The sequence below is a fragment of the Rhodococcus sp. NPDC055024 genome, from assembly GCF_053608585.1.
The window spans coordinates 167,538-180,553 of record NZ_JBSGVT010000014.1 but is presented as its reverse complement, the minus strand read 5'-3'; the positions used below and the strand labels follow the sequence as shown (position 1 = coordinate 180,553).

The 13,016-nt window shown below is 62.0% G+C and carries 12 protein-coding genes and 2 tRNA genes; 3 read left to right on the top strand and 11 right to left on the bottom strand.

Annotated elements, in window-relative coordinates:
• The 3 genes from ACWF6P_RS25965 to leuC form a co-directional block, all read right to left on the bottom strand.
• Positions 1–642 (bottom strand): HU family DNA-binding protein (locus tag ACWF6P_RS25965; RefSeq protein WP_452622988.1); only part of this gene is annotated, 642 nt, incomplete at its 3' end.
• Positions 643–799: 157 nt separating this feature from the next.
• Positions 800–1,408 (bottom strand): 3-isopropylmalate dehydratase small subunit, encoded by a 609-nt coding sequence (gene leuD / locus ACWF6P_RS25960; RefSeq protein WP_378533839.1) that lies wholly within the window; start codon positions 1,406–1,408, stop codon positions 800–802.
• 28 nt (positions 1,409–1,436) lie between these two features.
• Entirely contained in the window at positions 1,437–2,858 is a 1,422-nt protein-coding gene (gene leuC / locus ACWF6P_RS25955; RefSeq protein WP_317555338.1) for a 3-isopropylmalate dehydratase large subunit, read from the bottom strand.
• 158 nt (positions 2,859–3,016) lie between these two features.
• On the opposite strand from leuC, the gene ACWF6P_RS25950 reads away from it, so the two are divergent.
• From ACWF6P_RS25950 to ACWF6P_RS25940, 3 genes are all read left to right on the top strand, one after another.
• Positions 3,017–3,718: an IclR family transcriptional regulator gene (locus ACWF6P_RS25950; RefSeq protein ID WP_007729342.1), complete on the top strand. Its 702-nt coding sequence runs from the start codon at positions 3,017–3,019 to the stop codon at positions 3,716–3,718.
• 55 nt (positions 3,719–3,773) lie between these two features.
• On the top strand, positions 3,774–4,286 hold the full coding sequence (locus tag ACWF6P_RS25945; RefSeq protein WP_378533843.1) for a pyridoxamine 5'-phosphate oxidase family protein: 513 nt from the start codon (positions 3,774–3,776) through the stop codon (positions 4,284–4,286).
• A gap of 74 nt (positions 4,287–4,360) precedes the next feature.
• A complete protein-coding gene (locus tag ACWF6P_RS25940) occupies positions 4,361–4,558 on the top strand; it encodes a DUF5302 domain-containing protein (protein ID WP_007729345.1) in 198 nt (65 codons plus the stop codon).
• Positions 4,559–4,697: 139 nt separating this feature from the next.
• Here the strand turns inward: ACWF6P_RS25940 and ACWF6P_RS25935 are convergent.
• The 8 genes from ACWF6P_RS25935 to ilvC form a co-directional block, all read right to left on the bottom strand.
• A tRNA-Glu gene (locus ACWF6P_RS25935) sits at positions 4,698–4,770 on the bottom strand.
• A 96-nt stretch (positions 4,771–4,866) separates the two neighbouring features.
• Positions 4,867–4,938, bottom strand: a tRNA-Gln gene (locus ACWF6P_RS25930).
• Positions 4,939–5,094: 156 nt separating this feature from the next.
• A complete protein-coding gene (gene gltX, locus ACWF6P_RS25925; protein ID WP_452622987.1) occupies positions 5,095–6,570 on the bottom strand; it encodes a glutamate--tRNA ligase in 1,476 nt (491 codons plus the stop codon).
• Between the two features lie 73 nt (positions 6,571–6,643).
• Positions 6,644–7,804, bottom strand: a complete 1,161-nt coding sequence (locus tag ACWF6P_RS25920) for an alkane 1-monooxygenase (RefSeq protein WP_378450046.1) — start codon at positions 7,802–7,804, stop codon at positions 6,644–6,646.
• Positions 7,805–8,194: 390 nt separating this feature from the next.
• A complete protein-coding gene (locus ACWF6P_RS25915) occupies positions 8,195–8,968 on the bottom strand; it encodes a fumarylacetoacetate hydrolase family protein (protein WP_230812824.1) in 774 nt (257 codons plus the stop codon).
• Between the two features lie 85 nt (positions 8,969–9,053).
• Positions 9,054–10,067, bottom strand: coding sequence for a 3-isopropylmalate dehydrogenase (locus ACWF6P_RS25910; RefSeq protein ID WP_003944691.1), 1,014 nt, complete (start codon positions 10,065–10,067; stop codon positions 9,054–9,056).
• 75 nt (positions 10,068–10,142) lie between these two features.
• The gene (gene serA, locus ACWF6P_RS25905; RefSeq protein WP_378450047.1) at positions 10,143–11,735 is read right to left on the bottom strand and encodes a phosphoglycerate dehydrogenase; all 1,593 of its coding nucleotides are present in this window, start codon (positions 11,733–11,735) and stop codon (positions 10,143–10,145) included.
• Positions 11,736–11,985: 250 nt separating this feature from the next.
• Entirely contained in the window at positions 11,986–12,987 is a 1,002-nt protein-coding gene (gene ilvC, locus ACWF6P_RS25900; protein ID WP_452622997.1) for a ketol-acid reductoisomerase, read from the bottom strand.
• Between the last annotated feature and the right edge of the window lie 29 nt (positions 12,988–13,016).

The following is a 13,016-nucleotide window of genomic DNA, read 5'->3' as shown; positions in this document are numbered from 1 at the left end:
TGCGGTCTTGGCCGGAGCCTTCTTGGCCGGAGCCTTGGTGGCAACCGTCTTCTTGGCTGCGGTCTTGGCCGGAGCCTTCTTGGCGGGAGCCTTGGTGGCAACCGTCTTCTTGGCTGCGGTCTTGGCCGGAGCCTTCTTGGCGGGAGCCTTGGCGGCAACCGTCTTCTTGGCTGCGGTCTTGGCCGGAGCCTTCTTGGCGGGAGCCTTGGCAGCAACCGTCTTCTTGGCTGCGGTCTTGGCCGGAGCCTTCTTTGCCGGAGCCTTCTTGGCTGCGGTCTTCTTGGCAGCAGCCTTCTTGGCTGCAGCCTTGGTGGCCGGTGCTGCTACGCCACGCTTGACTGCCGGGCCGGTGGCCGGAAGCTTCTGTCCACCAGCGATAACAGCCTTGAACTGCGCACCCGGACGGAAAGCCGGAACCGACGTCGGCTTGACCTTGACGGTCTCGCCCGTACGCGGGTTGCGTGCAACACGTGCTGCACGACGACGCTGCTCGAAGACTCCGAAGCCGGTGATGGTCACGCTCTCGCCACGGTGGACGGCGCGGACGATGGTGTCCACGACGTGCTCCACTGCGTCGGTCGCTGTGCGCCTGTCCGAACCCAGCTTTTCAGTCAGAACATCGATGAGCTCTGCCTTGTTCATTGAAATTCCTCCGCTAATTGTGGTCCACCGTCGGACCGACTGAGAACCACGGTAAACCTGATAACGGCAAGAGTCTATGTGCCACGCCAATTCTCATTCAACGTGACTGCGAAATGGTGACCTATTTCTCTTCCCGCGCGGAGTTGCGGATTTCGGTTCAGCCCTGCGAAATTCGAGCCGGAAGGGTAGTCGGTTTCCATGAAGGCCTTGACTTTTCGAACTCGGAAATCGCTTCTACCTGCCGCAATGTCAGTCCGATGTCGTCCAGACCCTCCAGCAGACGCCACCGTGTGTAGTCGTCAATATTGAACGGCACCACCGTAGTTCCGGCACTCACAGTCCGATTCTCGAGATCTACTGTCAATTCGAGTCCGGGCTGCTCTTCGAGCAACTTCCACAGCAATTCGACGTCGCCCTGCTCGACCTGTGCCGCTACGAGACCGGCTTTTCCGGCGTTCCCACGGAAGATGTCGGCGAACCGCGAAGCGATCACAACCCGAAATCCGAAGTCGGAGAGAGCCCACACGGCATGCTCACGCGAAGAGCCTGTGCCGAAATCGGGACCGGCAACGAGAACGCTTCCCTTGTCGTACGGAGCCAGATTGAGAATGAAGTTGGGGTCGGCACGCCAGCCTGCAAACAGCCCGTCCTCGAATCCCGTGCGCGTCACCCGTTTCAGGTACACGGCAGGGATGATCTGATCGGTATCGACATTCGAGCGTCGCAGCGGGACGCCGATACCCTTGTGCGTGGTAAAGGATTCCATCGAATTTCTCCTCGAGAAGGTAAGTGGGTCAGACCAGATCGGCCGGTGCCGAGAGCGTTCCGCGGACCGCCGTGGCCGCCGCGACGAGCGGGGAAACCAGATGGGTCCGACCGCCTTTACCCTGTCGGCCTTCGAAATTCCGGTTGGACGTCGATGCCGAGCGCTCGCCGGGAGCAAGCTGGTCAGGGTTCATTCCCAAGCACATCGAACAACCGGCCTGGCGCCATTCCGCCCCTGCCGCTGTGAAGATTTCACCGAGACCTTCACTTTCGGCTTGAGCACGCACCCGCATCGAGCCGGGAACGATGAGCATCCGAACACCCTCTGCCACATGGCGACCTTCGAGCACCTCGGCCACCGCGCGCAGATCTTCGATCCGTCCATTGGTGCACGAACCGACGAACACGGTGTCGACGGCAACATCCCGAAGCGGCATCCCGGCGTCGAGACCCATGTAGGTGAGCGCCTTCTCAGCTGCCTGACGCTCGCTCTCGTCGACGATCAGCTCTGGATCGGGCACACGGTCACCGAGTGGCGCACCCTGTCCCGGATTGGTTCCCCAGGTGACGAAAGGCGTCAATGCGCTTGCGTCGATGTGGACCTCGTTGTCGAATTCCGCACCCTCGTCGGTCTTGAGCAGCTCCCACGCGGCGACCGCTTCGTCCCACTCTGCGCCGGACGGTGCGTGCGGACGACCCTTGATGAACTCGTAAGTGGTCTCGTCCGGTGCGATCATGCCGGCGCGCGCTCCGGCCTCGATCGACATGTTGCAGATGGTCATACGAGCTTCCATCGACAGTTTGCGAATGGCCTCGCCGCGGTACTCCAGTACGTAGCCCTGGCCGCCGCCGGTGCCGATCTTGGCGATGACGGCGAGGATCAAGTCCTTGCTCGTGACGCCGGGAGGCAGCTCGCCGTCGACCGTGATCGCCATGGTCTTGAAGGGGCGCAACGACAATGTCTGCGTCGCCATCACGTGCTCGACCTCACTGGTGCCGATTCCCATTGCGAGCGCACCGAATGCGCCGTGCGTCGACGTATGACTGTCGCCGCACACCACAGTGGTTCCGGGCTGAGTCAGGCCCAGCTGCGGTCCGACCACATGCACGATGCCCTGATCGAGATCGCCCATGCGGTGCAAGCGAACTCCGAACTCCTCACAATTTCGGCGCAAGGTGTCGACCTGTGTCTTGGACACGGGATCGGCAATCGGCTTGTCGATGTCGATCGTCGGGACGTTGTGATCCTCGGTGGCGATCGTCAGGTCGGGACGGCGCAACGGGCGTCCGGCCAAGCGAAGTCCGTCGAATGCCTGCGGGCTCGTCACTTCGTGAACGAGGTGGAGATCGATGTAGATGAGGTCGGGATCCTGCCCCTCCCCTTTCACGACAACGTGGTCGTCCCACACCTTCTCGGCGAGAGTGCGTGCTTTCTGTGCCATGTCTTCCACCTCTGTACGTAGCCTCGCGTCGGCGGACTACGGGCTGGCCCGCCGCGCGTGAAGTAGGTCCCCAGCCTTCACAGCAGATGCAGACTGTCCCGAGGAAATGCGCTATCCCTCCAGGAAATGCGGTAGCATCCCACTATGCGAGAAACTGGTATCGACCTATGAGACAGCATAGCGGCATCGGCGTCCTGGACAAAGCAATGGGCGTGCTTCATGCGGTAGCTGAGGAACCGTGCAGCCTCACCGAACTCTGTGCACGAACCGGTTTGCCGCGCGCGACCGCCCATAGACTCGCCGTCGGTCTCGAAGTCCATCGACTCCTCACTCGCGACTCGGACGGTCAGTGGTGCCCGGGGCCAGGACTCGCCGAACTCGCTGCCACCGCTAATGATCCACTCATTGCGGCGGCCGGACTCATCCTCCCCCGCCTTCGCGAAATCACCGGCGAAAGCGTCCAGCTGTACCGCCGCGAAGGCACACAACGCATCTGCGTCGCATCGATGGAGCCGCCGACAGGTTTGCGCGACACGGTTCTCGTCGGGGCTCGGCTGCCGATGAATGCCGGATCCGGCGCCAAGGTCCTTCTCGCATGGGCAGATCCACAAACCCAACGGACCGTTCTCGCCGATGCGTCGTTCGGCGAACGAGTACTCCTCGAGGTGCGTCGGCGCGGCTGGGCACAGAGCGCAGCCGAACGTGAGCCTGGTGTCGCCAGCGTCGCGGCTCCCGTCCGCGACTCCGCAGGTGCTGTCATTGCCGCGATTTCGGTCTCCGGCCCCATCGACCGGATGGGTCGGCGACCGGGAGCGCGCTGGGCGGCCGACCTTCTCGCAGCTGCCGAAGCGCTCCACAAGCGTCTGTAATTCGTGACACAGTAAGGTCTTCAGATCCTCGAGCACGTAGGAGTACGACGCGACCATGGCAGGAAAGCAGCGTAGTCAGATCACGATGACCGAGGCCGAAATTTCGAGCTTCGTCGAAAAGAGCCGCACGGCAACGATGGCGACGTTGAGCGCTGACGGAATGCCTCACCTGATCGCGATGTGGTTCGCGATAGTCGACGGCGAAATCTGGTTCGAGACCAAAGCCAAGTCGCAGAAGGCCGTCAATCTTCGCCGGGACGCCCGTATGTCCGTACTGATCGAAGACGGCCTGACGTACGACACGCTCCGAGGGGTCTCGATGGAAGGCACCGGAGTGATCGTCGAGGATCCGGAAGCCCTCTTCGCGGTGGGAATCAGCGTCTGGGAGCGATACACCGGCCCGTACACCGACGATCTTCGCCCGGCCGTCGACGCGATGCTCCACAAACGCGTCGCGGTACGGTTCGTTCCCGATCGCACTCGTTCGTGGGACCACCGCAAGCTCGGGATGCCTGCGATGCCTCTTTCCGGCTCTACCGCACCGCCGCCGCAGCCCCGAGATTCGTGAGCAGAAAAATCACGAGCATTCGAATTCGGGCCGGCGTAGTTTCACCAACAGGCCCAACAACAAGGAGTGAGCATATGAGCGATCTCGACAGCAACACCCCGTCCGAACCCGAATCCCAATCGGAGGAGACCAAACGAAAGTTCCGTGAGGCCCTCGAACGGAAGAATCATCAGAACGCAAAATCGACCGACCATCGCGACGGACAGTCCAAGGTCCACAACACGCATGGCCCTGCCGATCACAAGCGAGAGTTCCGTCGTAAGAGCGGATAGCCCTGGGCGGACAACAGAGTGAGATAACGATCACCCCCAGTCGAATTCGATTGGGGGTGATTACTTTTCGCGACCCGATGAAGTTTTCCCGGACATAAGAAAATACCCTCCGATCAATGATCGGAGGGTATTTCCTTTGTAGCCCCGACGGGATTCGAACCCGCGCTACCGCCTTGAGAGGGCGGCGTCCTAGGCCGCTAGACGACGGGGCCAGGACACGCTTTTAAACGTGGTATTTCAGTCTTGCTCTTGGATGCTCAGCAAGCTTAGCTTGTCTGAGTCCGGCCACAAAATCGACCGGATTTCCGCTGGGGTACCAGGACTCGAACCTAGAATGGCGGTACCAGAAACCGCTGTGTTGCCAATTACACCATACCCCAAGGTCTTGCTCACCAGCCTTGCCCGATCCGCTTCGCTGTTGTGCTCGGCGGCTCGTCTCCGGCCGAAAAGAAGATTACCAGTACCCCTGCCCCAAATACCAAATCGTATGGTCACGGGAGGTTTTTGCTTCATTTTCGGCCGGAAGACCGCCCGATCTAGGCGGTTACGGCTGCCCTACCTGCTCGCAACCGCGCGAGAGAGACGTCGCGACCGAGCAATTCCATCGACTCGTAGAGCGGAGGGCTGATGTGAGAGCCCGTGATCGCCACTCGCACCGGGGCGAAGGCCTTACGCGGCTTGAGCTCCAGATCCTCGATGAGGGCTTTCTTGAGAGCTTCCTCGATGCATGCCGCCGTCCACTCGGAAACACCGTCGAGCGCAGCAAGCGATGCGTCCAGAACCGGTCCCGCATCTTCCTTCAGGTTCTTGGCCGCTGCAGCCGGATCGAGGGCAAACGACGCCTCGTCGACGAACAGGAACTTCAGCAGATCCCACGCGTCGGACAGAACGACGATGCGCGTCTGCACGAGGTCCGCAGCAACAGTGAACGTCGCTTCGTCGACGTCGGCACTGATGTGGCCGTGCTCCACCAGGAACGACTTCAGTCGGGCCGCGAAGTCGGCCGGCTCGAGCAAGCGAATGTGCTCGGCGTTGATCGCGTCGGCCTTCTTCTGGTCGAAGCGCGCGGGGTTGGAGTTGACCTTGGAGACGTCGAAGGCCGCCACCATCTCGTCGAGCGAGAAGACGTCGTGATCGTCGGCGATGCTCCACCCGAGCAGAGCCAGATAATTCAGCAGTCCCTCGGGGATGAAGCCCCGATCACGGTGAATGAAGAGGTTGGACTCGGGATCGCGCTTGGAAAGCTTCTTGTTGCCCTGACCCATCACGAAAGGCAGGTGCCCGAACGACGGTGTGAAATCGGCAACACCGATGCGGATCAATGCCTCGTACAACGCGAGCTGACGCGGAGTCGAGGACAGCAGGTCCTCGCCGCGCAGTACGTGGGTGATCTTCATCAACGCGTCGTCGACAGGGTTGACCAGCGTGTACAGCGGAATACCGTTGCCGCGAGTCAACGCGAAGTCCGGGACGGTGCCTGCTTTGAACGTGGTCTCGCCGCGAACCAGGTCGTTCCACGTCAGATCGTGATCGGGCATCCGGAGTCGGACGACGGGCTTGCGACCCTCGGCAATGTAGGCGGCGCGCTGCTCTTCGCTGAGGTCGCGATCGAAATTGTCGTATCCGAGCTTCGGATCGCGGCCGGCAGCCTTGTGCCGCGCTTCCACTTCTTCGTTGGTCGAGTACGACTCGTAGGCCTCCCCCGCGGCAAGCAGCTTGGCTACGACGTCGAGATGCAGGTCACGACGCTCGGACTGGCGATACGGCGCGTGCGGCCCGCCGACCTCCGGGCCCTCGTCCCAGTTGAGCCCCAACCAGCGGAGGGCGTCGAGGATGGCCTGGTAGGACTCTTCACTGTCGCGCTGCGCATCGGTGTCTTCGATACGGAACACGAACGTGCCGCCGTGGTGTCGTGCGAATGCCCAGTTGAACAAGGCTGTGCGCACCAAACCTACGTGCGGGGTTCCGGTGGGTGACGGGCAGAAACGGACGCGTACTTCGCTGTTGGTCATGGCTCACTTGGCTCGGCGATGGTGGATGGTCGTACTACAGGTTAGTCCGGTAGACCTTCCTCCATCCCCCCGATCACCTACCCGGTAGGACGTTGATTCTCGTCATGTCGCCGTCGTAGTAGGCGAGTAGTCGCTTGTCCATGACCTTTCGCCACAGCGGTGGCACCCACGCGCACACGATCATGACCGCGTAACCCGCGGGAAGTTGCGGCGCTTCGGCCGCACTGCGCAGGCTCTGGTACCGCAGACGCGGATTCGCGTGATGGTCGCTGTGGCGTTGAAGCTGATAGAGGAACAGGTTGCTGACCACGTGGTCACTGTTCCAACTGTCCTCTGGTGAGCAGCGAACGTACGAGCCGTCAGGCCTCTTTGCACGAAGCAATCCGTAATGCTCGAGATAGTTGGCGGTCTCGAGGAACGTGAATCCTGCAATCGCCTGAACGGCCAGCCACGGTGCGATTTCCCACCCGAACACCGCGATCAGGCTGCCGAACAGAACAACGCTCATCGCCCACGCGTTCAGGATGTTGTTCCGCCAACTCCAGGTCCGCCGTCCTTGACGCTTCAGTCGAGCGCTTTCGATCCGCCATCCCGAGCGCAGACCGCCGATGACACTGCGAGGCAGGAAGAACCAGAAATTCTCCTTGTAGCGCGAGCTGGCCGGATCCTCCGGCGTCGCAACGCGGACGTGGTGACCATGGTTGTGTTCGACGTAGAAATGGCCGTAGAAGGACTGCGCCAGCGCTACTTTCGCGAGCCACTTCTCGAGCTTCTCACTCTTGTGCCCTAGTTCATGTGCCGCATTGATTCCCACACCGGCAACAACGCCGGCAGTCATCGCGAGAGCGAACTTCTCCCCCGCAGCCATCGGCGCATTCACCCAGCACCACGCGACGAACACGAGACCGACGTATTGAAGGGGCAGGAACAAGTATGTGCACCAGCGGTAGAAACGATCCTCCTGCAGATGTGGAATCGCTTCGTCCGGCGGACTGTTCCCGTCCTCGCCTGCCAGAAGATCAATCAGAGGAATGACGATGACGATCAGCCACGCCCCGATAGCCCAGAAGAGCCCCAGGCTGAATTTGTCGACCAGGAACCAAGCAGCAAAGGGACTGAGCGGCACCAGCAAACCCAACGGCCACAGGTAGCGCTTCTTGTCTCGCCACACCGGCCGCTGCCCGTTCCGCGCGTCCCCAGCCGCCGTCCGGGAGGCTTCCGCGAAAGTCGTCATCTGTCACCACGTTTCTGCGCAATCCACTCGATTGCCCCATCGGCTTCTATCCAGTTATCGGCCACCCTACTGCTCAGCGTTACATTTCAGGGAATTTGGTCTGATATCGGTTGCGGCAGCAAACCCTCGCGGCGAAGGCCTCCAATCCGGGAATTTCGGTCATAATGCCAGGGCAGAGCTAACGAAGCTTTGCTTGACTCATGAAACCTGCAGGTCAGTCACGGAGTGCGATCGGCTGGAGTGGGGCGGCAATCCAGACCGCCCTCCAACCGATAGTTACCATCTTGCAACTTTTCTCGATGGACAACTCGCGAGCTCACGGCACGACGGAGGCCCCATCCGGTAAGGATGGGGCCTCCGTCTTCGTGTGACTGAACGAATCGGGTCAGATCAACTCTTGGCGGTCACCGGGTTCGTGAGCGTGCCGATCCCCGAGACCGTGACCGACACGGAATCGCCGTCGACGATCGGGCCGACTCCGGCGGGTGTGCCGGTGAGGATGACGTCGCCGGGTAGGAGGGTCATCACCGCCGAGATCCACTCGATGATCTTCGGAATGTCGTGGAGGAGGAAAGCCGTGCTGCTGTCCTGCTTGACCTGACCGTTCACCTCGGTCTTGATGTCCACGTCGGACGCGTCGAGGCTGGTTTCAATCCAGGGTCCGAGTGGGCAGAAGGTGTCGTGCCCCTTCGCACGCGTCCACTGCCCGTCGTGACGCTGATGATCTCGCGCCGACACGTCGTTGGCGATCGTGTAGCCGAGGACCACGCTCAACGCCTTCGCCGCGGGAACGTCCTTACACGGCTGACCGATGACTATCGCGAGTTCACCCTCGAAGTGCACCTCGTTGGAGGTGGGAGGCAAGACGATGGGGGCACCCGGACCGACGATGGACGTATTGGGCTTGAGGAAGATCACGGGATCCGCGGGAGCTTCGCCGCCCATCTCGGCAATGTGGTCGGCGTAGTTCTTACCGATGCAGATCACCTTGCTCGCCAGAATCGGGGCGAGAAGGCGAACATCGGCGAGTGGCCAACTTCGGCCGGTAAATGTGGGATTCCCGAACGGGTGCTCCGCGATCTCCTTGGCGACGAGGGCATCCTCTTCACCTTCGATACTGACGAACGCAACACCATCGGGACTGGCAATTCGACCAAGACGCATGAACGCAAGTCTATCCGGGTGCCGGATACGCCTGACGCGCGCAAGCCGAAAGGCTTACGCGCGTCAGTCTCGTTGGGAAGAACCCCTACAGTGCTGCGGTGATCCGGTCACCGATCTCCGTGGTGGAGATGGGGCCTTCGCCTCTCGTTGCCAGGTCCGCGGCAACTACCGCCTCGACCCGAGCGGCGTCGTCTTCGCGACCGAGGTGACGAAGGAGCAGTGCAGCGGACAGGATCGCGGCAGTGGGGTCGGCGATCCCCTTGCCTGCGATATCGGGAGCACTACCGTGCACCGGCTCGAACATCGACGGGTTGGTACCCGACGCGTCGATGTTTCCGCTTGCGGCCAAACCGATTCCACCGGTCACCGCGCCGGCAAGGTCGGTGATGATGTCACCGAAGAGGTTGTCCGTGACGATCACGTCGAAGCGCGACGGGTCGGTGACCATGTAGATCGTGGCCGCGTCGATGTGGCAATACGCGGTTTCGACGTCCGGGAACTCGGCGCCGACGGTCTCGATTGCACGCGTCCAGATTGCGCCCGCGTTGGAGAGCACGTTGGTCTTGTGAATCAAGGTGAGGTGCTTGGACCGGGTCTGCGCCAAGGCAAATGCGTAACGCACCACGCGCTCGGCACCGAACCAGGTGTTGATCGACACCTCGGTCGCGATCTCGTGATCGGTACCGACGCGGATCGCTCCACCGTTTCCGGTGTACGGACCCTCGGTTCCTTCACGAACCACGACGAAATCGATCTCCGGCTGAGCCGCCAACGGCGACAAAGCACCCGGATACAGCTGTGCGGGGCGAAGATTCACGTGATGATCGAGCTGGAAACGCATGTTCAGCAGCAGTCCACGCTCAAGGATGCCGGGTGCGACGATCCGCGGATCCCCGATGGCGCCCAACAGGATTGCGTCGTGCTGACGAATCTGGTCCAGCTCGTCGGCCGGAAGCAACTCGCCGGTGGCATTGTAGCGACGGGCACCGAGATCGTATTCGGTGGTTTCCAGATCCGGAACCAACTTGCCGAGCACCTTGAGCGCTTCGGCTGTGACCTCGACGCCGATTCCGTCACCCGGAATGACCGCAAGCTTCATGGAGTCCTCATCTCAGTAGAACTGTGCGCCTTTATTAACCGCGGGCGGTTAATAAAGGCGCACAGCAAAAACAAATCAGGAAAGGTCGACCTGGGCGACGCGAGCGTCGAGCTGCGAGACGATTGCCTCGACCTCGGTGTCACCGACGACGCGGTCGACGCGCAGGATGACCGTTGCGCCTTCGCCTTCGGCGTCCTGGCTCAACGCTGCGGCGAGAATATCGACGCCCGCGTTACCGAGAACCGTGCCGAGCACACCGAGAACGCCCGGACGATCGCTGTAGTGAACGACGATGTTGTGTCCCTCGGCGCGCAGGTCGAAGCTGCGTCCGTTGATGTTGACGATCTTCTCGACCTGCTGCAGGCCGGTGAGTGCGCCCGTGACCGACGTGACCGTGCCGTCGGCGGCAACTGCACGAACCTCGACCGCACTGCGGTGAGCAAGAGCCTCGGAGTGCTTCTCGACCGACACGGTCACGCCGCGCTGCTCGGCAAGTGCCGGAGCGTTGACGAACGTGACAGCCTCGTCGCTGCTGGCGGAGAACACGCCGCGCAGTGCAGCCAGACCGAGGATGTCGACGGTTTCGGCCGACAGCTCGCCGGTGGCGACAACCTGCACGGTCTGAACTGCCTCGGGCGACAGCGTCGCAGCGAGGAGACCGAGCTTGCGGACGAGCTCGAGCCACGGAGCAACTTCTTCGCCGACGGGGCCACCGGAGACGTTGACGGCCTCGGGAACGAATTCGCCTGCCAGAGCGAGGAGAACACTCTTCGCGACGTCGATGCCTGCGCGGTCCTGAGCCTCGGACGTCGATGCACCGAGGTGCGGGGTGACAACGACGTTGTCGAGACCGAAGAGCTTGGAATCGGTGCACGGCTCGGTGCTGAACACGTCGAGACCGGCGCCGCGAACCTTGCCGGAGACCAGTGCGTCGTAAAGGGCATCTTCGTCGATCAGACCACCGCGGGCGGCGTTGACGATGATGACGCCGTCCTTGGCCTTGGCGAGACGCTCGGCGTTGATCAGGCCGGCCGTTTCCTTGGTCTTGGGCAGGTGCACGGAGATGAAGTCGGCGCGCTCGACGAGCTCGTCGATGGTGACCAGTTCGATGCCGAGCTGCGCTGCGCGCGCTGCGGGCAGGTAGGGGTCGTACGCAATGATCGTGGTCTCGAACGCAGCGAGACGCTGCGCGAAGAGCTGGCCGATGCGGCCGAGTCCGACGACACCGACGGTCTTGCCGAGGATCTCGACACCGTTGAACTTGCTTCGCTTCCAGGTGTTCTCACGCAGGGTCTTGTCTGCTGCGGGAATCTGGCGAGCGGTCGACATGAGGAGCGCGACAGCGTGCTCGGCAGCGGAGTGAATGTTGGAGGTCGGTGCGTTGACGACCATCACGCCGCGCTCGGTGGCGGCGGGGATCTCGACGTTGTCCAGGCCGACACCGGCGCGGCCGATGATCTTCAGCTTGGTGCCGGCAGCCAGAACCTCGGCGTCGACGGTGGTGGCGGAACGGACGAGAATCGCGTCGGCCTCGGGTACCGCGGCGAGCAGCGCCGGGCGGTCGGGTCCGTCGACCCAACGCACCTCCACACCGTCACCGAGCGCCTCGACTGTGGACGGCGCGAGCTTGTCGGCGATCAGAACAACGGGACGGCCAGGCTGGCTCACGTGCAAACTCCCTGATTAGGTGGGTGTGAAGGTGGTTTAACCACCGATAGTTTAGTGCGCGCTGACTTCGAATCCACAACGCGGTAGGCAATACCACATAGTGGACACTTTCGCGGGCAAATTCTCGATGCAATATGAATCCGGCCTCAACCAGCCCGGAAAACAGCTCCGGCCCAATGCCGCGCTGGTTCAACGTAATTGAACCGGCGCGCCATCAGGCCAGTGGAGACGTGGAGCGTGAAACTGCGAATTACGCGGTTTCGGTGATCGGACGATCGACCCAGCTCATCAGGTCGCGCAGCTTCTTGCCGGTGACCTCGATGGGGTGCTCGGCGTTGGCCTTGCGCAGGCCCTCGAGCTCGGTGTTGCCGTTCTCGACGTTGGCAACCAGACGACGGGTGAACTCGCCGGACTGGATGTCGGCCAGGATCGCCTTCATGCGCTCCTTGGTGTCGGCGTCGATGACGCGCGGGCCGGAGAGGTATCCACCGAACTCAGCGGTGTCGGACACCGAGTAGTTCATGCGGGCGATGCCACCCTCGTACATGAGGTCGACGATGAGCTTGAGCTCGTGCAGAACCTCGAAGTACGCCATCTCGGGTGCGTAGCCGGCCTCGACCATGACCTCGAAACCGGTCTTGACCAGTTCCTCGGTGCCGCCGCACAGCACGGCCTGCTCGCCGAAGAGGTCCGTCTCGGTCTCTTCCTTGAACGTGGTCTTGATGACGCCTGCGCGCGTTCCACCGATGCCCTTGGCGTAGGACAGAGCGAGAGCCTGGCCTTCACCCTTGGGATCCTGGTCGATGGCGATGAGCGCAGGAACGCCCTTGCCGTCGACGAACTGACGACGCACCAGGTGGCCGGGTCCCTTGGGAGCGACCATGCCGACGGTGACGAACTCCGGAGCCTTGATCAGGTCGAAGTGAATGTTCAGGCCGTGACCGAAGAACAGCGCGTCGCCGTCCCTGAGGTTCGGCTCGATGTCGTTGGTGAAAATGCTCGCCTGAGCGGTGTCAGGTGCGAGCACCATGATGACGTCGGCCCACTCGGAAACCTCGGCCGGCGTACCGACCGTCAGCCCCTGCTCTTCAGCCTTTTCGCGTGACTTGGAGCCCTCCTTGAGGCCGATGCGCACATCGACGCCCGAGTCGCGCAGGCTCAGCGAATGGGCGTGGCCCTGGCTTCCGTAGCCGATCACAGCAACCTTGCGGCCCTGAATGATCGACAGATCGGCATCGTCGTCGTAGAACATCTCGACTGCCACAGTTCTCAACCTCTCCT

Bases quoted from the DNA above. Each gene is read 5' to 3' on its own strand.
- gltX (WP_452622987.1), bottom strand. From the start codon at position 6,570: ATGACCAACAGCGAAGTACGCGTCCGTTTCTGCCCGTCACCCACCGGA.
- ACWF6P_RS25910 (WP_003944691.1), bottom strand. From the start codon at position 10,067: ATGAAGCTTGCGGTCATTCCGGGTGACGGAATCGGCGTCGAGGTCACA.
- ilvC (WP_452622997.1), bottom strand. From the start codon at position 12,987: ATGTTCTACGACGACGATGCCGATCTGTCGATCATTCAGGGCCGCAAG.
- ACWF6P_RS25945 (WP_378533843.1), top strand. From the start codon at position 3,774: ATGGCAGGAAAGCAGCGTAGTCAGATCACGATGACCGAGGCCGAAATT.
- leuD (WP_378533839.1), bottom strand. From the start codon at position 1,408: ATGGAATCCTTTACCACGCACAAGGGTATCGGCGTCCCGCTGCGACGC.
- ACWF6P_RS25915 (WP_230812824.1), bottom strand. From the start codon at position 8,968: ATGCGTCTTGGTCGAATTGCCAGTCCCGATGGTGTTGCGTTCGTCAGT.
- ACWF6P_RS25940 (WP_007729345.1), top strand. From the start codon at position 4,361: ATGAGCGATCTCGACAGCAACACCCCGTCCGAACCCGAATCCCAATCG.
- ACWF6P_RS25950 (WP_007729342.1), top strand. From the start codon at position 3,017: ATGAGACAGCATAGCGGCATCGGCGTCCTGGACAAAGCAATGGGCGTG.
- ACWF6P_RS25920 (WP_378450046.1), bottom strand. From the start codon at position 7,804: ATGACGACTTTCGCGGAAGCCTCCCGGACGGCGGCTGGGGACGCGCGG.